A 20,724-nucleotide genomic window follows, 5' to 3' on the forward strand; every position below is an offset into this window, starting at 1 on the left:
AATCAAAAACGTCAAGGGAGACCGCGATGAAGGCCGCCGTCCTGCATGAAGTCAATCAGCCGCTGGTGATCGAGGATGTCAGCGTGCCCAATCCGGGGCCGCGCGAGGTCCTGATCCGCACCGCGGTCGCGGGCCTCTGCCATTCCGATCTGCACTTCATGGAAGGCCTCTATCCGCATCCGCTGCCGGCGGTGCTCGGCCATGAATCGGCCGGCGTGGTCGAGAAGGTCGGCTCCGACGTCAATTACGTGAAGCCCGGCGATCACGTCGTCACCTGTCTGTCGGTGTTCTGCGGCACCTGCGACAATTGCACCACCGGCCGCACCGTGCTGTGCACCGACACCACGGTGAAGATGCTGCCCGGCGCCTCCAACCGCCTGTCATGGGGCAGGAAGGAGAAGCTGAATCAGTTTCTCAATCTGTCGTCGTTCGCCGAGCAGATGCTGGTGCACGAGAACGCCATCGTGAAGATCAAGAAGGAGATGCCGCTCGATCTTGCCGCGCTGATCGGCTGCGGCGTCATCACCGGCTACGGCGCCGTAGTCAACACCGCGAAGGTGACCGCCGGCGAGACGGTGGCGGTGATCGGTTGCGGCGGCGTCGGCATGGCGGCGATCAACGGCGCGCAGATCGCCGGCGCCGGCCGCATCATCGCGATCGATACCAATCCGGCGAAGCTGCAGCTTGCGACCAAGCTCGGGGCCACCGATATCGTCGATCCGGCCCGCGGCGACGTGGTCCAGCAGGTGCGCGAGCTCACCGGCGGCGGCGTGCAGCACTCCTTCGAGGTGCTCGGCCGCAAGGACACCGCCGAGCAGGCCTTCGCCATGCTGGCGGCGGGCGGCACCGCGACCATCGTCGGCATGATCCCGTTCGGCCAGAAGATCGAGCTGCACGGCTTTGACTTCCTGCGCGAGCGCCGCATCCAGGGCTCGTCGATGGGCTCCAACCACTTCCGCGTCGACATGCCGCGCCTCGTCGACTTCTACATGCGCGGCAAGCTGCATCTGGAAGACTGGATCTCGGCCAAGCTGAAGCTTTCCGAGATCAACGAGGGCTTTGCCAACATGAAAGCCGGCAAGACGCTGCGCAGCGTGATCATGCTTGATAGCTGAGCGTGTGTCGTCCCGGCGTAGGCCGGGACCCATACGCCGCGGCCTCGCTTTGGGCACGTGGGTGGACGACTTTCTTTACTCACCACAAGCTGCGGTGGTTATGGGTCCCGGCCTGCGCCGGGACGACACCTGAATCGCTCACCGCGCGACATGCGCGGATACCGCGAGCCATTTTCCGTTCTGCCGCGCCCAGCAATCGGTGTAGCGGCCGTGCGCCGGCTCGCCGTCCGCGTTGGTGTAGCTGGTCTGGGCGTGGATGATGGCGAAATCGCCGAGGATGCGGATTTTGACGTCCTCGGCCTTCAGGCCCTTGATCTTCACCGGGATCGCCGTCTGCTTCAGGAAGGCAGCGCGGTCGACCAGGCTCTTGTCGGGATTGGTGCAGTAGAAGTCCTGCGCCAGAATTTCGTCGAAGCGCTTGACGTCGCAGTTCTGAACGGAATCGACGTAATCCTTGTTGAGCTTTGTCAGCTCCTCGAGATCGTTGCTCATTGGCCTTCTCCCTGGTTTTGTTGTCCGTCATTGCGAGCGCAGCGAAGCAATCCATCTCGCCGCTCGTTGAGATATGGATTGCTTCGTCGCTTCGCTCCTCGCAATGACGGTTTTTTCCAGCACCTAATCATCGAACATCTTCGGCGGCACAAAGCCGCCGAATTCGTGCTCGATCAGCTCGGCGAGCTTGAGCGGCGTGCGGTCCTCGAGCCATGGGCCGACGATCTGCACGCCGACCGGCAATCCGTCGGGCGCAAAGCCGGTCGGGATCGCCGTCGAAGGCAGGCCGGGCAGGGTCGCGATGCCGGGCCAGGCGAGCTGGTCGGTGTAGATGTAGGGCTCGCCGTCGATCAATATCCGCCGCTGCTCCTGGTCGGGCTCATGATCGTGCGGATAGGCCGGCGTCGGCATGATCGGGCACATCACCGCGTCGAACGATTTGAACAGCTCGCGCCATTGCGCGCGCAGCCGCGAGCGGACGACTGTCGCCTGTACCCAGTCGCGGTGGCTGAGCGCGATGCCGCGCAGCCGTTCGGCCTGCAGGCTGTTGTCGCTGGCGGGCAGCGCGGCCGCCGCCGCGCAGGCGCCGGCATAGACCTCCGGCGGGAAGGTCGCGGCGAGGAATGACAGCAGCATCCGCATATAGAGCCGCGAGGACGCCGCGAAATCCGGCAGCAGCGGGCTCGAACGCGATATCTTCGCGCCGGCCTTGTCGAGGTGGCTCGCGAGCTTGTCGATGCTGCCGCGCACCGCCTTGTCGGTCGGCAGCACCGGATCGGTGTCGATCACGAGGATGCGGAAATCCTTCAGGCTGGCGTGGCGCGCCGCCGGCAGGTCGAGGCGATAGGCCTTGCCGGCATCGAGCGGATCGGGAGCGGCCATCACGTCGAGCAGCAGCGACAGGTCGGCCGCGCCGCGCGCCATCGGGCCGGTTACCGCAAGGTCGCGCTCATAGATGATGGGCGGTGCCGGCGGCGCGGTGTGGCCGCGCGACGGCAGCAGCGCGAAGGTCGGCTTGTGCGCATAGACGCCGCAATGAAACGCCGGCACGCGCAGCGAGCCGCCGATGTCCGAGCCGAGCGACAGCGCGCCATAGCCCGCGGCGAGCGCCGCCGACGATCCGCCGGAGGAGCCGCCCGGCGTGCGGCCGAGGTCGTAGGGATTGTTGGTGGTGCCGTAGATCTCGTTGTAGCTCTGCCAGTCGGCGAGCCCGACCGGCACGTTGGTCTTGCCGAGGATGACGCCGCCGGCGTTCTTCACGCGCTGAATCGACAGCGCGTCCTCGGTCGGGACAAAATCCTTTTGCGGCAGGAAGCCCCAGGTCGTCGGCAAGCCGGCGACGTTGAAGGATTCCTTCACCGTCATGGGGATGCCGAGCAGCGGCCTGTGCTCGCCGCGCGCGATCGCGGCATCCGCAGCGCGCGCAGCGGCGAGGCCGCGCTCGAAGTCGCGCACGCAGACCGCGTTGACCTTGCCGTCGTGGCGCTCGATGCGGCCGATCGCGTCCTGTGCGAGTTCAACCGCCGAGACCTTTTTGTTACGCAGCGCCTCCGACAATTCGACGGCGGTCTTGAAGCTGTATTGCGATTTGGCCACGGCGTGCTCCCGGTTTGTTGTTGGCGCGATGATGGGCAGTTTGGCTGCCGCCCGCAAGCGCTGTAGCCGTGACGTTGTCGCCGTGTTTGATCGGAATTGCTCTGCTTTACCTCGCCCCGCTTGCGGCAGGGGTGTCCGGGGAATGATTCACTGTGTCGCGGTGCATGCTCGGCAGGACCGAGGCAAATCGGTCTTTTCTGGTTGTCGAGACACAGAGGGCCGAGCATGCGATATCGCGGTAGCATTTTTGGAAGGCTGCTTGAACCGATCAATCGACGGCAGTTTCAGACGGTTGTGGATCGTCTGGACGGGGATGCCTACGACAAGTCGTTCAGGAGCTGGGATCATCTGGTGGCGCTGATCTATGCCCAGCTTAGCGGCAACAGCAGTCTGCGCGGGGTGGTGACTGGCTTCAACGCCAATTCGCAGCATCACTATCACTTGGGAACCGGCAAGCTGTCGCGCTCGACGTTGTCCGATGCCAATGCCCGCCGTCCGATCGGCATTTTCGCGCAAACCTTTGCGGCGCTGTCGGCGATGGCGCGTCGCCAGCTGCGGAGTGAAGGCATGGAGATGGTGCGTCTGATCGACGCCAGTCCGATCCCGCTCGGCAAGGTCTGCAGTTGGGCGACGTGGAACGGCCGCATCCGCGGCATGAAGCTGCATGTCGTCTACGACCCAAGGAGCGATGTCCCGACCTGCGTCGAGATGACGGCCGCGAACGTCAATGACATCGAGATCGGCCGACAGACCCCAATCCAGCCCGCCACCACCTATGTGTTTGACAAGGGCTATTGCCGTTTCGACTGGTGGCAGAAGATCAATGATAGCAAGGCTTTCTTCGTTACCCGGGCGAAGACGAGCATCCGTCTTCGCTCGCTCAGGCATCGCGCCATCCGCAAGCGTAACGGGGATGGCTTCGAAATCCTTGCCGATGACGAGGTGAAGCTCACCAGCAAGGGCGATTCGCGCCTTCCAATCCCGCTCCGCCGCATCAAGATCAGACGCGAGAAAGGCGGCAAGATCACACTCCTGACCAACGACCTTGTCCGTAGCGCCGTCGAGATCGCCGCCCTCTACAAGAGCCGATGGCAAATCGAGCTGCTGTTCCGCTGGATCAAGCAGCATCTCGATATTCGCAAGTTCCTCGGCGCCAACGACAACGCGATCCGCCTTCAGGTGCTCGCTGCGATGATTGCCTACCTGCTGCTGCGCATCGCCGCTCACACCAACTGCATCAAAATGCTCCCGCTCAGGTTCGCCGAACTCGTCGGCCAGCTCCTGCTCACGCGTCGATCCCTCGCTGCCATCGACAAACCTCCGCCCATCAACCCCAGCCGTCGGAAATCAACCATCTCACCTGACCAGATGGAGCTCCGCTATGCCTGAATTTCCCCGGACACCCCTGCGCTTGCGGGGAGAGGTCGCCGCGCGCTTGCGCGGCGGGTGAGGGGGTACAGGTACGTCCACTTGCGTCACGTGTGGATATGGCCCCTCACCCCAACCCTCTCCCCGTAAGAACGGGGAGAGGGAGAATTGAACCGTTGCTACGCCGCGCCGATCAGGATGCCGACCGCGAGCACGATCGCGCCGCCGAGCACGATCTGGAACACCGCCTGCAGGAATGGCGTGTCCATGTAGCGCGCGCGGATGAAGGCGATCGCCCACAATTCGAAGAACACCACGATGCCGGCAATCGCGGTCGCGATCCAGAATGCGTTCGGCCAGGCGTCGGGCACCAGATAGGGAATGGTGTGGCCGAGCCCGCCGAGCGTCGTCATCAATCCGCAGGTCAGGCCGCGCAGCCAGGGCGAGCCGCGGCCGGTCAGCGAGCCGTCGTCGGACAGCGCTTCGGCAAAGCCCATGCTGATGCCGGCGCCGATCGAGGCGGCGAGCCCGACCAGGAAGGTTTGCCAGTTGTGATGCGTGGCGAAGGCGGCGGCGAACAGCGGCGCCAGGGTCGAGACCGAGCCGTCCATCAATCCGGCGAGACCCGGCTGTACATATTGCAGCACGAACATCCGCCGCCGCGTGCGGTCTTCCTCGGCGCGCACGTCCGGCTTGAGGATCTCGCCGGTCAGCTTCACCGCGAGTTTTTCGTGGCCCTTCTCCTCCTCGGCGAGGTCGCCGAGCAGCCGTCGCACGCCGACATCCTCGGCCTTCTCGGCCGCTTTGGCATAGAAGCGCTCGGCCTCCAGCTCCATGGTCTCGACTTCCTTGCGGATGGTGTCGAGCGGCAGGTTCTTGGTGAGCCAGATCGGGCGGCGGCGCAGGAAGCCTTTGACGTCCTCGCGCCGGATCGGCGGCAGATGCGCCCCGAAGCGCTGCTCGTAGGTTTCGAGCAGCCGGTGGCGATGGCCGCGCTCCTCCTCGGCCATCTCCTCGAAAATCTTGGCGGTGTCGGGATAGCGCTCGGCGAGATCCTCCGCGAACGTCATGTAGATGCGGCTGTCCTCCTCCTCGGAGGCGATCGCGACCGCCAGCACCTCGCGCTCGGTCAGATCGGCAAAGTTCTTCACGGCAACGCCTTGTTCGCGGAGTTTAGAATTAGAATAGTTCTAAACTATAGGGTTGCGCTGGCGCCGGGTCAAATCCGGGTCGGCCCGGATTCGCTGCCGCAGCGCCGGCAAGCCGCGCGGGTTGAGCGAGGAAAACGCCTGAGATCAACGGGATGCAACGCGACGGCCGAACGGGCGTCTAGCGCCGCGCGCCGGCGTCTCGCAGGAATGTGAGCAGCAGCCGACTCGCCTCATCGGGCTGTTCCTGCTGCACCCAATGGCCGGCGCCGTCGACCAGATGGCAGCCGATCATGTTGGTGCAAGCTTTCGTCTGCATCGCCTCGAACACGCCGGGCCGCTGGTAGGTGCCCCAATCCTGCTTGCCGGAAATGAAGGCGGACGGCTGGTCGATCGTGCGGCCGCTCCAGGTCTGCAGTTCCGGGACGAACGCCCCCGAGGTGCCGCAGCGATACCATTGCAGCCCGCCCTGGAATCCGGTGCGCTGATATTCGGCGCTGTAATAAGCGAGCTCGATATCCGGCAGCCATGTGTTGGCAGTGATCGCCTCGCGCGACGGCATCTCCTCGGCGACGGTGGCGGCCATGTCCTTGGCGAAATCCATCACGTAATAGGTCGGCAGTTTTGCCAGTTCGCCTGCCGACCAGGATTGCAGCGGATGCGGCTTGTTGTCTTTCCAGTCCGCGCTTTTGTGGTGGTAATAGGCACGCAGGAAGTCGTGCACGCCCTGCGCTGCGCGATGCATGTCGTCATTGGCCGGACGCGTCGAATAGTACCATTGGTAATGCTTGCGCGGCCGCGGCAGCGCGGCGAGCTCGCGATGCACGGGGTCTTCGCTCGCGGGCTTTGCCGGCGCGCTCGCGGTGTTGAACGGCAGCGACGGCGGTCCCGAAAATGGCGCGCTCATCATCACCACCGCGCGGAACACGTCGGGCCGGATCAGCGCGCACCACGCCGCGACCGACGAGCCGAAATCGTGCCCGATCACGGCATCGACGTGCTTGTAGCCGAACGCTGCGACCAGCCCGAGCGCATCGCGCACCAGATTGGGGAGACGAAACGACGCGAGATCGCCGTCATACTCCGCGCTCCAGCCGGTGGTGCGGCCATAGCCGCGCTGGTCCGGCGCGATCACGTGATAGCCGGCTGCGGCGAGCTTCGGCATCACCTTGCGCCAGGAAAACGCCAGCTCCGGAAAGCCGTGCAGCAGCAACAGGCAGGGCCGGCCGGATGTTTCAAAGCCCGCTTCCAGCACATGCATGCGCAGGCCGTTGATCCCGTCGACATAACGCGAGCGGATGGTGGAGGGCAGCGGGACGTCGGGGAGGGCTTCCATTGTGCAGATCACCTGTTGGGCATCGCCGCAGAACCAGCGCATTTGGCTGTATGCTGACGGTCATTATTGAACGATAGCAATTTTGCCCAGGGGATGCATACCGCATGCGCCACGCGAGGATTGCAGAGCTGCCCGGCTGGATGTCGCGTCTCGGCGTGGTGATCGTGGCGGCAAGTCTGGTGCTGATGTCGGCGGTGCGTGCCGCCGACATCAGGCAGCTCACCGAGAAACTGCCGCGCGCCTATGTCGGCGAATTCCTGTGGGACGGCGACAACGCGGTGCAGAACGTCGTCATTACCTTCGACAAAGTGCAGGCCCTGAACGAGCAGAACGCGGAAGCGCGCGGCTGCGGTTCATATGAGGTCGGTCGCCACGTGACCAAGATCGGCGTGCAGATGTTCGTCCGGCTGTCCGATCTCGAGGTCGAGATCTTCGAACGCTCGCCCGATGGCGACGGGGCGTTCGAAACCGACGGCAGCCATCGCGGCAAGCTGTCGGAAGATTTTCAGCAGATCGATGCGCAATGGACCACCACGGCATCGGGCAAGCACGGCCAGCTGCATTTGCGTGCCGTGGCATCGGTCGCGTGCGCACCGGCGGAGGATTTGTAGGTTTGCATAAGATTCGCGACATGACGAAGCGTAGCGTGTCTCTGACATGCGGTGTGACTTAACCCTCCCCTGAAAGGGGAGGGTCGACGCGAATGAAATGAGCGGCGGGGAGGGGTCGGATCTCTCCACTCGAAAGGTATTCGTGGAGAGACCTGACCCCTCCCCGTTTCGCATTTCGCTTCGCTGCATGCGAACCGACCCTCCCCCTCCAGGGGAGGGTGAAGCGCGGTCACGCCTTCGCTGCCGCCTTCGGCCAATAGCGGTCGCGCAGATGGCGCTTCACCAGTTTGCCGGTCGGCGTACGCGGCAGCTCTTGCTCGAAGTCGATGCTCTTGGGGCATTTGATCGGCGACAAGTGCTGCCGGCAGAACGCGATCAGCTCGGCCTCGAGCTCCTTGCCGGCCCTGGTGATGTCGTGCGGCTGCACCACGGCCTTGACCTCTTCGCCCATCTCCTCGTTCGGCACGCCGAACACCGCGACGTCGGACACCGCCGGATGCGTGATCAGGACGTCCTCGGTCTCCTGCGGATAGATGTTCACGCCGCCGGAGATGATCATGTAGCTCTTGCGGTCGGTCAGATAGAGGAAGCCCTCTTCGTCGAGGTAGCCGACATCGCCGAGCGTCGACCAGCCCTTGGTGTTGTAGGCCTTCTTCGTCTTCTCCGGATCGTTGTGATAGGAGAACGCCGGCGCGTCGGCGAAAAAGACCTGACCGATCTGGCCGGTCGGCGCTTCCTCGTCGTTCTCGTCGAGGATCTTGACCTTGCCGACCACCGCGCGGCCGACCGTGCCGCGGTGGGTCAGCCATTGCTGCGAGGTCGAGACCGTGACGCCATTGCCTTCGGAGCCGGCGTAATACTCGATCAGGATCGGTCCCCACCATTCGATCATCTTGGCCTTGACGTCGACCGGGCAGGGCGCCGCGGCGTGGATCGCGCCTTTCAGCGACGAGACCTTGTAGCGTGTGCGCACTTCGTCGGGCAGCTTCAGCATGCGCACGAACATGGTCGGCACCAGCTGCGACTGCGTCACCTTGTGCTTCTCGACCTGCTTCAAAAATTCTTCGGCGTCGAAATGCTCCATGATGACGGAGGTGCCGCCGAGCACGGTGGCCATCATGTTGAAGCGTAGCGGGGCGGCGTGATAGAGCGGCGCCGGCGACAAATAGATGCTGTCCGCATTCATGCCGCACATGTCTGCGGTGAGAATCCGCAGGAACGGGTTCGGCACGTCGATCCGGTTGCCTTCGAACTGCTTCTTGATGCCCTTTGGCCGGCCGGTGGTGCCGGAGGAATACAGCATGTCGTAGCCGGCGACCTCGTCGGCAACCGGCGTGGTCGGCTGCGCGCCGGCTTCCTTGTCGTAGGAGCGGAAGCCCGGTGAGGGCTCGTCCATCATGTAGAACAGCGGCTCGCCCGCCTCGCCCTTGATCAGGCCCTTCGCCTTGTCGGCGCATTGCGGCGTGGTGATGAAAACCTTCGCGCCGCAGTCCTTGATGATGTAGGCGATCTCCTCTTCCGTCAGGTAGCGGCTGATCGCCGTGTAATAGAGACCCGAGCGCTGCGCGGCCCAGCAGATCTCCATGAAGGCAAGCCGGTTTTCCATCAGCAGCGCGATGTGGTCGCCGGCCTTCAGGCCGAGCGAGCGGAACAGATGCGCGCCCTGGTTCGAAAGCTCGTCGAGCTCGCGATAGGTGATCGCCTTGCCGCTGCCCGCCATCTGGTAGGCGATCTTGTTCGGATGGGTACGCGCGTGGATCGACGGATGGGTCATTGTGTTTCCTCGGAGCATCAATAGTGGTCGTCCCCGCGAACGCGGGGACCCATAACCACCAATTTTTCTTGTTGGACTGAGTTGTGGCCCCAGCCGCGCCTAACCACAAACGGCTGTGGTTATGGGTCCCGGCCTACGCCGGGACGACATCATTGTTGTGGCCGCTGATGCGGACTTTTCTTACAGCCGCTCGACAATCGTCACATTCGCCATGCCGCCGCCTTCGCACATGGTCTGCAGGCCGTAGCGCTTGTTGCGCTGCTTGAGGGCATGCAGCAGCGTCGTCATCAGCTTGGTGCCGCTGCCGCCGAGCGGATGGCCGAGCGCGATCGCGCCGCCGTTGACGTTGAGCCGGGCCGGATCGGCGCCGGTGGTCTTCAGCCAAGCGGTCGGCACCGAGGCGAAGGCCTCGTTGACCTCGAAGAGATCAATGTCGTCAATCTTCATGCCGGCCTTCTGCAGCGCGCGCTGGGTTGCCGGCAGCGGCGCTTCCAGCATGATCACGGGGTCGCCGCCCATCATGGTGAGGTGATGGATGCGCGCCATCGGCTTGACGCCGAGCGCCTTCAGGCCCTTCTCGTTGACGACCATGACGCCGGAGGCGCCGTCGCAGATCTGGCTGGCGCTCGCCGCGGTGAGCTTGCCGTTCTCGGCGATCAGCTTGACGCCCTTGATGCCGTCGAGGCTGGCGTCGAAGCGGATGCCTTCGTCGATGTGATGGGTGTCGGTCGAGCCGTCGGCGCGGGTGATTGTCACCGGCACGATCTCGTCCTTGAAATAGCCGGCCTGCGTTGCTGCGATCGCGCGCTGATGGCTGTTATAGGAGTATTCGTCGAGCTCATCCTTCGACAGGCCGTACTTCTCGGCCATCATCTCCGCGCCGGTGAACTGGCTGAACACGATGTTGGGATACTTCGCCTCGATACCCGGGCTCTTGTAGTGGCCGAAGCCGTTCTTGGCGGGCAGCGAGGAGGCGAGGCCCATCGGCACGCGGGTCATCGATTCCACGCCGGCGGCGATCACGCAATCCATCGTGCCAGACATCACGGCCTGCGCCGCAAAGTGCAGCGCCTGCTGCGAGGAACCGCACTGGCGGTCGATCGAGGTCGCCGGCACGCTCTCCGGCAGCTTCGAGGCCATCACCGCGTTGCGTGCGACGTTGGTGGACTGTTCGCCGGTCTGCATCACGCAGCCCATGATCACGTCCTCGACCTGCGCGGGGTCGGCGCCGGTGCGCTCGACCAGCGCATCGAGCACGGTCGCGGCCAGATCGGCCGGATGCCAGCCGGCGAGACGCCCTCCCTTGCGGCCGCCCGCGGTACGAGCGGCGGCGACGATATATGCCTCGGCCATGTCTGATCTCCCTGATGTTTCCGGATTGGGCGGTCTGAAGTTGGGCCGGATTTAAGGGGTGGCTCAGCATTTAGTCAATCAATCAATTAACTCTTGAGTGCGGCCCCGCCATGGGGTTATGTGCGGCCTCGATTTACCGTCGAACCCTGACCTAGAGCGGGACCAGAGCGCAGTTGAATACCAGCGTACCGACGAAACTTCCGGCCGGCAAAAATGCCACCGCCGACAAGCTTTTGGTTGCGGCCAGTGAGCTGATGATCGAGCGCGCCTCGATCGAGGTCTCGTTGTCCGACATCGCGCAGAAGTCGGGCGTCAACGCCGCGCTGGTGAAATATCATTTCGGCAACAAGGACGGGCTGTTGCTGGCGCTGCTGGCGCGCGACGCCGCCACCGAGATATCGCAGCTCGAATATCTCATCAGCCAGCCGATCACGCCGTCGGCGAAATTGCGGCTGCATATCGGCGGCATCATCCGCGCCTATCACCAGTTCCCCTATATGAACCGGCTGATCCATTATCTCCTGCACGAGAGCTCGCCTGCCGCCGCGAACGAGGTGTCGAAATTCTTCGTCGCGCCGCTGTTGGATTTTCACCGCCGGCTGCTCGCAGAAGGGATCAAGGCCGGTGAATTCCGCAAGATCGATCCGGTGTTGTTCTACACCAGCCTGATCGGCGCCTGCGATCATCTGTTCTTCGGCCGTCACGCGATGTCGCGCGCGGTCGGCGTCGGCCCGGTCACCGACGAGGTCTGCCGCGATTACATCAAGCACATGGAAGCCTTGATCTTCGGCGGCGTGCTCAATCCCGATAAGGAAACGGCAGTAGTTGCCGCCGGATAACAAAGTTCGAGTCTAGAGAAGAAACGCCCAAGGAAAGGTTGTATCCATGCAGTTGAAAGACGTTGCCGTTCTCATCACCGGCGGTGGCTCCGGCCTTGGTGCCGCAACCGCGCGCGCCATGGCCGCCAAGGGCGCCAAGATCGGCGTGATCGACCAGAACAAGGAAAACGCTGAGAAAGTCGCCGCCGAGGTGAAGGGCGTCGCGCTGCATGCCGACGTCACCGACGAGGACGCCATCAAGGCTGCGATCGCCAAGGCCGAGGCCGCGCACGGCATCGCGCGCGTGCTGATGAACTGCGCCGGCATCGGCGGTTCGCAGCGCATCGTCGGCAAGGACGGCGTCTATCCGCTGGCAAAGTTCGTCCGCATCATCAACGTCAATTTGATCGGCACCTTCAACGTGCTGCGCCTGTTCGCCGAGCGGCTGGCGACCGAAGCCCCGATCGGCGAGGAGCGCGGCGTCGCGATCAACACCGCATCGGTCGCGGCCTATGAAGGCCAGATCGGCCAGATCGCCTATTCCGCCTCGAAGGGCGGCGTCGTCGGCCTCACGCTGCCGGCCGCGCGCGACCTCGCCAGCCTGAAGATCCGCGTCAACACCATCGCGCCCGGCCTGTTCCTGACGCCGCTGCTGATGGGTCTCAATGAGGAAGCGCGCAAGAGCCTCGGCGCCCAGGTGCCGCATCCGGCCCGCCTCGGCGACGCCTCGGAATACGGCAACCTCGCGGTCCACATCGTCGAGAACCCGATGCTCAACGGCGAAACCATCCGCCTCGACGGCGCCATCCGCATGGCCCCGCGCTAACCACAAGCTCGACTGTCGTCCCGGCCTTGCGCGCAATTGCGCGCTGGAGCCGGGACCCATACTCCGCGGCGTCTGTAACAGGCAAGCTGGCAGACACCGCGCAAAACAACAAAAGCCTGTGGTTATGGGTCCCGGCTCGCGCTTCGCTTGGCCGGGACGACGGTCGGGAGGACCATGCGCGTGTCTCAGCCGCTGCTGATCGAACATCACGACGGGGTCGATTGGGTCACGCTCAATCGCCCCGAGAGCCTCAACGCACTCGACCCTTCGCTGATCGACGCGCTCAACGTCTATTTCCAGGGCCTGCAGCGCAATCGCGACACCCGCGTCGTGGTGCTGAAGGGCGCCGGTGCGAATTTCTGCGCCGGGCTCGATCTCAAGCACGCGATGGCGCGCCGTGGCGGGCAGACCGAGCCGCCCGGCGTCACGGAGTCGCTGGACTCGCAGCGGCGCATCGCCGACATCGTGATGCTGATGCGGCGCGCTCCGCAGCCGATCATCGCGCTGGTGCAGGGCGCGGCCGCCGGCGGCGGCTTCGCGCTGGCGCTTGCCGCCGACATCCGCATCGCGGCGAAGAACGCGCGGATGAATTGCGCCTTCATCAAGCTCGGTCTCGGCGGCTGCGATATCGGCACGAGCTATTTCCTGCCGCGCCTCGTCGGCGTGTCGGTTGCTTCCGAATTGATCCTCACCGGGCGCTTCATCCATGCCGACCGCGCGCTTGCGGTCGGCCTGGTGTCCGAGGTGGTCGAGGCCACCGATCTTGATGCGGCGGCAAATCCTTATGTCGAGGCAATGATGACGGCCTCGCCGGTCGGTCTCCGCCTCTCGAAGGAATGCATCAACATGAGCGTCGATGCCGGCTCGATCGAGGCCGTGATCGCGATGGAAGATCGCAATCAGGTGCTGTGCAGCCGCTCGGAAGATTTCCAGGAAGGCATCAGGGCCTTTCTCGAGAAACGAAAGCCTGTCTATATCAGGCGCTGAGAACAGATCCTCAAAAGGACAAGAATTCCGGGAGACGCAAAATGGATGGAGACGCGGCGATGCTGACGAAACCTGCCTTTCGCAAGGTAGATTGGCTCGCACGTGACATCGCGGTCGAGCGGCGCGGTGACGGCACCGTCGTCCTGAAGTCGCGGATTCCGCTCCAGGCCTACGAGACGCATATTCCGGCCTATCTCGCCAAATGGGCGGCGCAGGCGCCGGAGCGGATCTGGCTCGCGCAACGCGGTGGTCCCGACCGGCAATGGCGCAAGGTCTCCTATGGCGAAGCCAAGCGCACCGTCGATGCGCTGACGCAAGGCCTGCTCGATCTCGGCGTCGGCGACGGCCGGCCCGTCGCGATCCTGTCAGGCAATTCGATCGAGCACGCGCTGATGACGCAGGCCGCGATGCAGGCGCGGCTGCCGGCCGCGCCGGTGTCGCCGGCCTATTCGCTGATGAGCCAGGATCATCTCAAGCTTAAATACCTGTTCAACCTGATCAAGCCGGCCGTCGTGATGGTGCAGGACGGCCCGACCTTCGAGAAGGCGCTGAAGGCGATCGATCTCACCGGCATCACGGTAGTCCACGTCTTGCGTCCCTGCGAGGGCATCAGGAGCGCGGCCTTTGCCGACCTTGCGGCAACGCCGGTGACGGCTGCGGTCGGTGAGTCCATCGCGAAGATCGCGCCCAGGACCGTCGGCAAGCTGCTGTTCACCTCGGGCTCGACCGGCATGCCCAAGGCCGTCATCAACACCCAGGAGATGATGTGCGCCAACGCGGCGATGATGATGCAGGTGCGCCCGCGTGAAACGGAGGGACCGATCCCGACGGTGCTCGACTGGATGCCGTGGAATCATACCATGGGCGGCAACGCCGCGTTCAATCCGGTACTGGTCGACGGCGGCACGCTCTATATCGACGACGGCCGGCCGATGCCGGGCCAGCTCGAGGAGACCATCAGGAACCTGCGCGAGGTGTCGCCGACCTATTACGCCAACGTGCCGGCCGGCTATGCGGCGCTCGCCGCCGCGATGGAGAAGGACGAGGCGCTGTGCGCGAGCTTCTTCAAGAACCTCTCGATCATGGCCTATGGCGGCGCCCGGCTGCCCGACGATCTCTATGACCGCATGCAGGCGCTGGCGGTGAAGACCACGGGCGAGCGCATCGTGTTCTACACCGGTTGGGGCTCGACCGAGACCGCGCCGACCTCGACCGGCACCTATTGGGACACCGAGCGCGTCGGCCTGATCGGCCTGCCGTTCCCTGGCGTCGAGCTGAAGATGGTGCCGTGCGGCTCGAAATATGAATTGCGGCTGCGCGGCGTCAACGTCACGCCAGGCTATTTCGGCCAGGCGGACCTCACGGCCAAGATGTTCGACGAGGAAGGCTTCTACTGCATCGGCGATGCCGGCGTGTTCGTCGATCCCGAAGATCCGCTGCAAGGCATCATCTTTGCCGGCCGGGTGGTCGAAGATTTCAAGCTGACCACCGGCACGTTCGTGCATGTCGGCTCGCTGCGCACCGATGCGATATCAGCCGCGACGCCGGTCGTGCATGACGCGCTGGTTGCGGGGCAGGACCGTGAGTTCATCAGCCTGCTGTGCTGGCCGAACCTGCACGCCTGCCGCCAGCTCGTCGGCAATGCCGATGCCAGCTACGAGGACGTGATCCGGCATCCCGAAGTGCTTGCCTGCCTGAAGAAGGGTTTGCAGGCGCACAATGCGTCCACCACCGGCAGCAGCATGCGTATCGCGCGTGCGATGCTGATGGTCGAGCCGCCGTCGATCGACGGCAACGAGCTCACCGACAAGGGCTACATCAACCAGCGCGCCGGCCTCGAACGCCGCGCCGCACTGGTCGAGAAGCTGTATGCCGGCAAGCCCGGCGACGACGTGATCATCTTGAACTGATCCTACGAAAGCAAACGCGTCATTCCGGGGCGCGCGAAGCGTGAACCCGGAATCCAGAGGTTCCTTACGTCGAGATTCCGGGTTCGATGCTGCGCATCGCCCCGGAATGACAGCAAGAAAAAGGTAAGCGCCATGAATTTCGATTTCTCCGACGAACAGAAGCAGATGCGCGACGAGGCGCGGAAGTTCCTCAGCGAACAGTGCCCGCCGAAGGCCGTGCGCGAGGTGCTCGACGGCAAGGCGCCTTACGACAAGGCGCTGTGGAAGGGCCTCGCCGAGATGGGCTTCCTCGGCGTCGCGATCCCGGAACAGTTCGGCGGTGCGGGCGCCGGCCATCTCGAGCTCTGCGTGATCGCGGAGGAAATGGGCCGCGCGCTGGCGCCGGTGCCGTTCTCCTCCACCGTCTATCTCGCCGCCGAAGCGATCCTGATCGCAGGCAGTGACGCGCAGAAGCAGAAGTGGCTGCCAAAGATCGCCGCGGGCGAAGCCATCGGCACGCTGGCGCTGTTCGAGGGCAAGGGCAACCCGTCGCCGAAGGCGATCAAGGTGACGGCCAATGGCGGCGTGCTCAACGGCGTCAAGAAGCCGGTGCCTGATGGCGCGATCGCCGATTTCGCCGTGGTCGCCGCGCGCACCGGCTCGAGCGGACGCGAGTCCGATATTTCCTTGTTCATCGTCGACCTCAAGGCCGGCGGCGTCGAGGTCAAGTCGCTCACCAACATCGACCTGACCCGCGGCCAGGCCGAATTCACCTTCAAGGATGCGAAGGCCGAGCCGCTCGGCGCTACCGGCGAGGGCTGGAGCGTCATCTCCCAGGTGCTGGATCGCGCGGCCGTGTTGACGGCGTTCGAGCAGGTCGGCGGCGCCGACCGCGCGCTGGAGATGGGCCGCGACTATGCGCTTGATCGTATTGCCTTTGGCCGGCCGATCGGCTCGTTCCAGGCGGTCAAGCACATGCTGGCCGACATGTATGTGTCGGCGACGCTGGCGCGCTCAAATTGCTACTACGGCGCCTGGGCGCTCTCGACCAATGCCGGCGAATTGCCGGAAGCCGCCGCCGCCGCGCGCATCAGCGCGACGCAGGCATTCCAGCATTGCGCCAAGAACAACATCCAGGTGCATGGCGGCATGGGCTTCACCTGGGAGTTCGACTGCCACATGTACTACCGCCGCGCCAATGCGGTGGCGCTCGGTCTCGGCAGCCTGTCCTATTGGGAAGACGCGCTGATCGACCGCATGCGCAAGAAGAACGCGGCGTAACGATACGATTCGTCATTCCGGGGCGCGCGTAGCGCGAACCCGGAATCCAGAGGTTGGGAATCGAGATTCCGGGTTCGATGCTGCGCATCGCCCCGGAATGACGGAAAGAAAGCCACCATGAATTTCGATGACACCCCGCAGGAGGCCGCATTCCGCGCCGAGGCGAAAGCCTGGATCGCGGCCAATGCACCGAAGCAACATGAGGACGAGCTGCGCAAGGCCTCGCTCGGCCGTGTTGCGCTCAAGGGCGCCAACATTCTCGAGGTCGCGAAGGCCTGGCAGAAGAAGAAGGCCGATGCCGGCTGGGCCTGCCTGCACTGGCCGAAGGAGTATGGCGGCCGCGGCGCCTCGCCGATCGAGCGCGTGATCTGGCAGCAGGAGGAGGGCCCGTTCGGCCGCCTTAGCTCGATGTTCATCATCGGCCACGGCATGTGCGGCCCGACCATGATGGCGTTCGCCGGCGAGGAGCAGAAGCGCAAATATCTGCCGCCGCTTGCCTCCGGCGAGAAGATCTGGTGCCAGCTGTTCTCCGAGCCGGCCGGCGGCTCCGACGTCGCCGGCCTGCGCACCCGCGCCGAGAAGCATGGCGACGAGTGGGTGATCAACGGCCAGAAGATCTGGACCTCGGGCGCGCATTATTCCGACTACGGCATCTTGCTCACCCGCACCGACCCGACCGTGCCCAAGCACAAGGGCCTCACCATGTTCTTCTTGGACATGAAGAGCCCGGGCGTCGAGGTCAGGCCGATCAAGCAGGCGAGCGGCGCCTCCGACTTCAACGAGGTCTATTTCACCGACGTGCGCATTCCGGACTCGCAGCGGCTCGGCAATGTCAATGACGGCTGGAACGTGTCGCTGACCACGCTGATGAACGAGCGGATGTCGATCGGCGCCGGTGTCGCCACCGGCTTTCCCGAGCTGTTCGACTTCTGCAACAGCCTGATGCTGGAGGACGGCCCCGCGATCGAGAACCGCGCGGTGCGCTCCAAGCTCGCCAACTGGGCCGTGAAGGCGAGCGGGCTGAAATACACCAGCATGCGCGCGATCTCGGCGCTGTCGAAGGGCGAGCGTCCGGGACCGGAGAATTCGATCGGCAAGCTGGTCGCCGGCTCGATGATCCAGGACGTCGCGACCTATGCGCTCGATCTGCAGGGCGCGGCCGGCGCGCTGAACGGGATTGAGGATGCCGAGGTCGTCGGCAAATTCCAGGCGATGCTGCTGCGCGCGCCGGGCACCCGCGTCGAGGGTGGCACCGACGAGATCATGCGCAACATCATCGCCGAACGCGTGCTGGGCCTGCCCGGCGACATCAGGGTCGACAAGGACGTCCCCTTCAACAAGATCCCGACCAAGGGAAGAGCTTAACCGTCGTTCCGGGGCGGCGCGAAGCGGCGAACCCGGAACCTCGAGCCGCACAATAAATCTCCAGATTCCGGGTTCGATGCTGCGCATCGCCCCGGAATGACAGAACAAAGGAGCCGCCATGAATTTCGATGACACGCCGCAGGAAGCCGAGTTCCGCGCCATCGCCCGCAACTGGATCGCGGCCAATGCGCCGAAGGAGTTCGAAGAGGAGCTCTCGAAGTCGTCGCTCGGCCGTATCAGGCTCGCCAGGCACGACATGGTCGAGGTCGGCAAGGCCTGGCAGAAGAAGAAGGCCGAGGGCGGCTGGGCCTGCTTGCACTGGCCGAAGGAATATGGCGGCCGCGGCGCCACCCCGATCGAGCGCGTGATCTGGCAGCAGGAAGAGGGCGTCTACGGCAAATTGACCCAGCCGTTCCAGATCGGCGAGGGCATGTGCGGCCCGACTGTGATGGCCTGGGGCAGCGAGGATGCCAAGCGCCGCTATCTGCCGAAGCTCGCCTCCGGCGAGGAGATCTGGTGCCAGCTGTTCTCCGAGCCGTCGGCCGGCTCCGACGTCGCGGGGCTGCGCACCCGCGCCGAGAAGAAAGGCGACAATTGGGTCGTCAACGGCCAGAAGATCTGGACGTCAGGCGCGCATTACTCCGACTACGGCCTGTTGATCGCGCGCACCGATCCGAATGTCCCGAAGCACAAGGGCCTCACGATGTTCTTCCTCGACATGAAGAGCCCCGGCGTCGAGGTGCGGCCGATCAAGCAGGCCAACGGCATGCAGGAGTTCAACGAGGTCTATTTCACCGACGTCGTAATCCCGGACAGCCAGCGGTTAGGGGCGGTCGGCGAGGGCTGGAGCGTGTCGCTGACCACGCTGATGAACGAGCGCATGTCGATCGGCGCGCGGCTCGCCACCGGCGTGCCCGAGATGTTCGAGTTCTGCTCCAATTTGATGCTGGAGGACGGTCTTGCGATCGACGATCCGGCGGTGCGCTCCAGACTTGCGAGCTGGGCGGTGAAGGCGAGCGGGCTGAAATACACCAGCTACCGCGCCATCTCGGCGCTGTCGAAGGGCGAGCGACCGGGCCCGGAAAACTCGATCGGCAAGCTCGTCTCCGGCCTGATGCTGCAAGACATCGCGACCTATGCGATGGACCTCGAGGGCGCGGCGGGCAGCCTCACCGGCACCGATGAGGAGCAGGCCAACGGCCAGTTCCAGCAGATGCTGCTGTCGTCGCCCTCGATGCGCATCGCCGGCGGTACCGACGAGATCCTGCGCAACATCATCGCCGAGCGCGTGCTGGGCCTGCCCGGCGACATCCGCGTCGACAAGGACGTGCCTTACAACAAGATCCCGACCAAGGGGCGGGGTGGTTAGTCGTCATTCCGGGGCGATGCGAAGCATCGAACCCGGAATCTCGAGGTTCCGGGTTCACGCTTCGCGTGCCCCGGAATGACGAAAAAGGAGGATACATCATGGACGCGAAGACACCGAACCCGCATTACGCGACCGAGGACCGCATCGGCGCGCTCGAGGAATTGCTCAACGAGCGCTACTCGGTGCGCGCGTTCCAGCCGCGCGAAGTGCCGCGCGAGGTCATCGAGCACATTCTGTCGACCGCGCAGCGCACCGCATCCTGGTGCAACAGCCAGCCCTGGCAGGTGCTGATCGTCTCCAGCGAGGCCAAGGAGCGGTTTCGCAAGGCGATCTATGCCGAGGCCTCGCGCGGCCTCGCCGAGGACTACGACTTCACGCCGCCGCGCGAATATGTCGGGGTCTATCTGGAGCGCCGCCGCGAAAGCGGTTTCCAGCTCTACAACACGCTCGGCATCGCGCGCGGCGACAAGCCGGCCTATGCAAAACAGGCGCTGGAAAACTACAATTTCTTCGGCGCGCCGCACATTGCCGTGATCCACACCAATGAGCCGCTCGGCATCTATGGTGCGATCGACTGCGGCGGCTATGTCTCGAACTTCATGCTGGCGGCGCAGGCGCTCGGGCTCGGCACCATCCCGCAGGCGGCGATCGCGCGCCATTCCGGGCTGATCCGTCGTCATTTCAACCTGGCCGACGATCGCCGGGTTGTCTGCGGTATCTCGTTCGGCTATGCGGATCACGCGCAAAAGGTGAACAGCTACCGCACGTCGCGCGCGACCGTGGAAGATACTGTCACATTCGTTGATGTATAATTTCCTCAAGGCGGGAAGGTCGGTTCACCCTCCCGCCGAGGATAAGAAGAGCTACAAGAAGAAACGACAAGAACAACAATGGCGAATAACGCCTCCCTGACGCCGGCGGAGATCAGCTGGCAGCTGCACCGTCTGCCTGCACTCGAGCGCGACGCGTTCATCGCCGCGCATTACCTGGGACAGGGCGTTGCCTGGAAGACCCGCTTCTTCGACGCGATCGACTGGGGCGCGGGCTCGGTGCTGCAATTCAGCTTCCTGCAACGCGGCTGGCATCGCCATTCGCGGCTCGACAATCCGATCTATGCCTATATCGACATCGAGCAACATCCGGAAACCCGCGGCCTGCGTCGCGGCCGGCGGATTGATCTTGAGGGCACGATCAAGGGCGTCGACTTCGTGACCGGGATTACGCTGACGCTGGAGCGGTTCGAGATCCTGCCGGTCAATTTTTTCGACCGCTTCGTGATCAGCTCCGACAGCCGCTACTAGCAAGCAGCGAACCGCAGACTCTGCTCCACCTCGCCCCGCGCGCGGGGAGAGGTCGGAACGCATCGTTAGATGCGTTCCGCGTGAGGGGGAGTCTC

General features: G+C 64.3%; 18 protein-coding genes. 12 read left to right on the forward strand and 6 right to left on the reverse strand.

The features are described 5' to 3' along the window. Positions 1-26 precede the first annotated feature (26 nt). Positions 27-1,115, forward strand: a complete 1,089-nt coding sequence (locus tag ACVIHF_RS38000; protein WP_456793524.1) for a Zn-dependent alcohol dehydrogenase — start codon at positions 27-29, stop codon at positions 1,113-1,115. Between the two features lie 138 nt (positions 1,116-1,253). On the opposite strand, the gene ACVIHF_RS38005 is transcribed toward ACVIHF_RS38000, so the two are convergent. Together ACVIHF_RS38005 and ACVIHF_RS38010 are read right to left on the reverse strand one after the other, a co-directional pair. Further along, complete coding sequence (locus ACVIHF_RS38005) at positions 1,254-1,607, reverse strand: nuclear transport factor 2 family protein (protein ID WP_028336576.1); 354 nt, start codon at positions 1,605-1,607, stop codon at positions 1,254-1,256. Between the two features lie 123 nt (positions 1,608-1,730). Continuing rightward, on the reverse strand, positions 1,731-3,203 hold the full coding sequence (locus ACVIHF_RS38010; protein WP_456793525.1) for an amidase: 1,473 nt from the start codon (positions 3,201-3,203) through the stop codon (positions 1,731-1,733). Positions 3,204-3,428: 225 nt separating this feature from the next. Here ACVIHF_RS38010 and ACVIHF_RS38015 point away from each other — a divergent pair, with 225 nt between their 5' ends. Continuing rightward, positions 3,429-4,592, forward strand: a complete 1,164-nt coding sequence (locus ACVIHF_RS38015) for an IS4 family transposase (RefSeq protein ID WP_253605569.1) — start codon at positions 3,429-3,431, stop codon at positions 4,590-4,592. Between the two features lie 158 nt (positions 4,593-4,750). Here the strand turns inward: ACVIHF_RS38015 and mbfA are convergent, their stop codons facing one another. Both mbfA and ACVIHF_RS38025 read right to left on the reverse strand, forming a co-directional pair. Further along, positions 4,751-5,722, reverse strand: coding sequence for an iron exporter MbfA (mbfA, locus tag ACVIHF_RS38020; protein WP_456793526.1), 972 nt, complete (start codon positions 5,720-5,722; stop codon positions 4,751-4,753). Between the two features lie 178 nt (positions 5,723-5,900). Continuing rightward, positions 5,901-7,055: an alpha/beta hydrolase gene (locus ACVIHF_RS38025; protein ID WP_253604944.1), complete on the reverse strand. Its 1,155-nt coding sequence runs from the start codon at positions 7,053-7,055 to the stop codon at positions 5,901-5,903. A 104-nt stretch (positions 7,056-7,159) separates the two neighbouring features. On the opposite strand from ACVIHF_RS38025, the gene ACVIHF_RS38030 reads away from it, so the two are divergent. Beyond that, positions 7,160-7,666 carry a hypothetical protein gene (locus ACVIHF_RS38030; RefSeq protein ID WP_253604942.1) on the forward strand — a complete coding sequence of 169 codons (507 nt, stop codon included), beginning with the start codon at positions 7,160-7,162 and terminating at the stop codon, positions 7,664-7,666. A 229-nt stretch (positions 7,667-7,895) separates the two neighbouring features. Here the strand turns inward: ACVIHF_RS38030 and ACVIHF_RS38035 are convergent, their stop codons facing one another. Beyond that, on the reverse strand, positions 7,896-9,440 hold the full coding sequence (locus ACVIHF_RS38035) for an acyl-CoA synthetase (RefSeq protein WP_253604940.1): 1,545 nt from the start codon (positions 9,438-9,440) through the stop codon (positions 7,896-7,898). A 180-nt stretch (positions 9,441-9,620) separates the two neighbouring features. After that, complete coding sequence (locus ACVIHF_RS38040) at positions 9,621-10,793, reverse strand: acetyl-CoA C-acetyltransferase (protein WP_456793527.1); 1,173 nt, start codon at positions 10,791-10,793, stop codon at positions 9,621-9,623. 173 nt (positions 10,794-10,966) lie between these two features. Here ACVIHF_RS38040 and ACVIHF_RS38045 point away from each other — a divergent pair, with 173 nt between their 5' ends. From ACVIHF_RS38045 to ACVIHF_RS38085, 9 genes are all read left to right on the forward strand, one after another. After that, positions 10,967-11,632 (forward strand): TetR family transcriptional regulator, encoded by a 666-nt coding sequence (locus ACVIHF_RS38045; RefSeq protein ID WP_283065373.1) that lies wholly within the window; start codon positions 10,967-10,969, stop codon positions 11,630-11,632. A 46-nt stretch (positions 11,633-11,678) separates the two neighbouring features. After that, positions 11,679-12,437 (forward strand): SDR family NAD(P)-dependent oxidoreductase, encoded by a 759-nt coding sequence (locus ACVIHF_RS38050; RefSeq protein WP_016847447.1) that lies wholly within the window; start codon positions 11,679-11,681, stop codon positions 12,435-12,437. A 180-nt stretch (positions 12,438-12,617) separates the two neighbouring features. Continuing rightward, a complete protein-coding gene (locus tag ACVIHF_RS38055; protein ID WP_076832872.1) occupies positions 12,618-13,424 on the forward strand; it encodes an enoyl-CoA hydratase/isomerase family protein in 807 nt (268 codons plus the stop codon). Between the two features lie 41 nt (positions 13,425-13,465). Further along, positions 13,466-15,334 carry an AMP-binding protein gene (locus ACVIHF_RS38060; protein WP_456793528.1) on the forward strand — a complete coding sequence of 623 codons (1,869 nt, stop codon included), beginning with the start codon at positions 13,466-13,468 and terminating at the stop codon, positions 15,332-15,334. A gap of 132 nt (positions 15,335-15,466) precedes the next feature. Further along, positions 15,467-16,594 carry an acyl-CoA dehydrogenase family protein gene (locus tag ACVIHF_RS38065; RefSeq protein WP_310880836.1) on the forward strand — a complete coding sequence of 376 codons (1,128 nt, stop codon included), beginning with the start codon at positions 15,467-15,469 and terminating at the stop codon, positions 16,592-16,594. A gap of 117 nt (positions 16,595-16,711) precedes the next feature. Continuing rightward, the gene (locus ACVIHF_RS38070; RefSeq protein WP_456793529.1) at positions 16,712-17,959 is read left to right on the forward strand and encodes an acyl-CoA dehydrogenase; all 1,248 of its coding nucleotides are present in this window, start codon (positions 16,712-16,714) and stop codon (positions 17,957-17,959) included. 118 nt (positions 17,960-18,077) lie between these two features. Next, positions 18,078-19,328: an acyl-CoA dehydrogenase gene (locus tag ACVIHF_RS38075; RefSeq protein WP_057016278.1), complete on the forward strand. Its 1,251-nt coding sequence runs from the start codon at positions 18,078-18,080 to the stop codon at positions 19,326-19,328. Between the two features lie 98 nt (positions 19,329-19,426). After that, positions 19,427-20,140 carry a nitroreductase gene (locus ACVIHF_RS38080; protein WP_456793530.1) on the forward strand — a complete coding sequence of 238 codons (714 nt, stop codon included), beginning with the start codon at positions 19,427-19,429 and terminating at the stop codon, positions 20,138-20,140. 78 nt (positions 20,141-20,218) lie between these two features. Further along, positions 20,219-20,629 (forward strand): hypothetical protein, encoded by a 411-nt coding sequence (locus ACVIHF_RS38085; RefSeq protein ID WP_057016276.1) that lies wholly within the window; start codon positions 20,219-20,221, stop codon positions 20,627-20,629. Positions 20,630-20,724: the final 95 nt, after the last annotated feature.

This window comes from Bradyrhizobium sp. USDA 4506 (assembly GCF_054058795.1).

Bases quoted from the DNA above. Each gene is read 5' to 3' on its own strand.
- ACVIHF_RS38070 (WP_456793529.1), top strand. From the start codon at position 16,712: ATGAATTTCGATGACACCCCGCAGGAGGCCGCATTCCGCGCCGAGGCG.
- ACVIHF_RS38060 (WP_456793528.1), top strand. From the start codon at position 13,466: ATGGATGGAGACGCGGCGATGCTGACGAAACCTGCCTTTCGCAAGGTA.
- ACVIHF_RS38040 (WP_456793527.1), bottom strand. From the start codon at position 10,793: ATGGCCGAGGCATATATCGTCGCCGCCGCTCGTACCGCGGGCGGCCGC.
- ACVIHF_RS38075 (WP_057016278.1), top strand. From the start codon at position 18,078: ATGAATTTCGATGACACGCCGCAGGAAGCCGAGTTCCGCGCCATCGCC.
- ACVIHF_RS38050 (WP_016847447.1), top strand. From the start codon at position 11,679: ATGCAGTTGAAAGACGTTGCCGTTCTCATCACCGGCGGTGGCTCCGGC.
- ACVIHF_RS38080 (WP_456793530.1), top strand. From the start codon at position 19,427: ATGGACGCGAAGACACCGAACCCGCATTACGCGACCGAGGACCGCATC.
- ACVIHF_RS38030 (WP_253604942.1), top strand. From the start codon at position 7,160: ATGCGCCACGCGAGGATTGCAGAGCTGCCCGGCTGGATGTCGCGTCTC.
- ACVIHF_RS38035 (WP_253604940.1), bottom strand. From the start codon at position 9,440: ATGACCCATCCGTCGATCCACGCGCGTACCCATCCGAACAAGATCGCC.
- ACVIHF_RS38065 (WP_310880836.1), top strand. From the start codon at position 15,467: ATGAATTTCGATTTCTCCGACGAACAGAAGCAGATGCGCGACGAGGCG.
- ACVIHF_RS38085 (WP_057016276.1), top strand. From the start codon at position 20,219: ATGGCGAATAACGCCTCCCTGACGCCGGCGGAGATCAGCTGGCAGCTG.
- ACVIHF_RS38025 (WP_253604944.1), bottom strand. From the start codon at position 7,055: ATGGAAGCCCTCCCCGACGTCCCGCTGCCCTCCACCATCCGCTCGCGT.
- ACVIHF_RS38000 (WP_456793524.1), top strand. From the start codon at position 27: ATGAAGGCCGCCGTCCTGCATGAAGTCAATCAGCCGCTGGTGATCGAG.
- ACVIHF_RS38005 (WP_028336576.1), bottom strand. From the start codon at position 1,607: ATGAGCAACGATCTCGAGGAGCTGACAAAGCTCAACAAGGATTACGTC.
- ACVIHF_RS38015 (WP_253605569.1), top strand. From the start codon at position 3,429: ATGCGATATCGCGGTAGCATTTTTGGAAGGCTGCTTGAACCGATCAAT.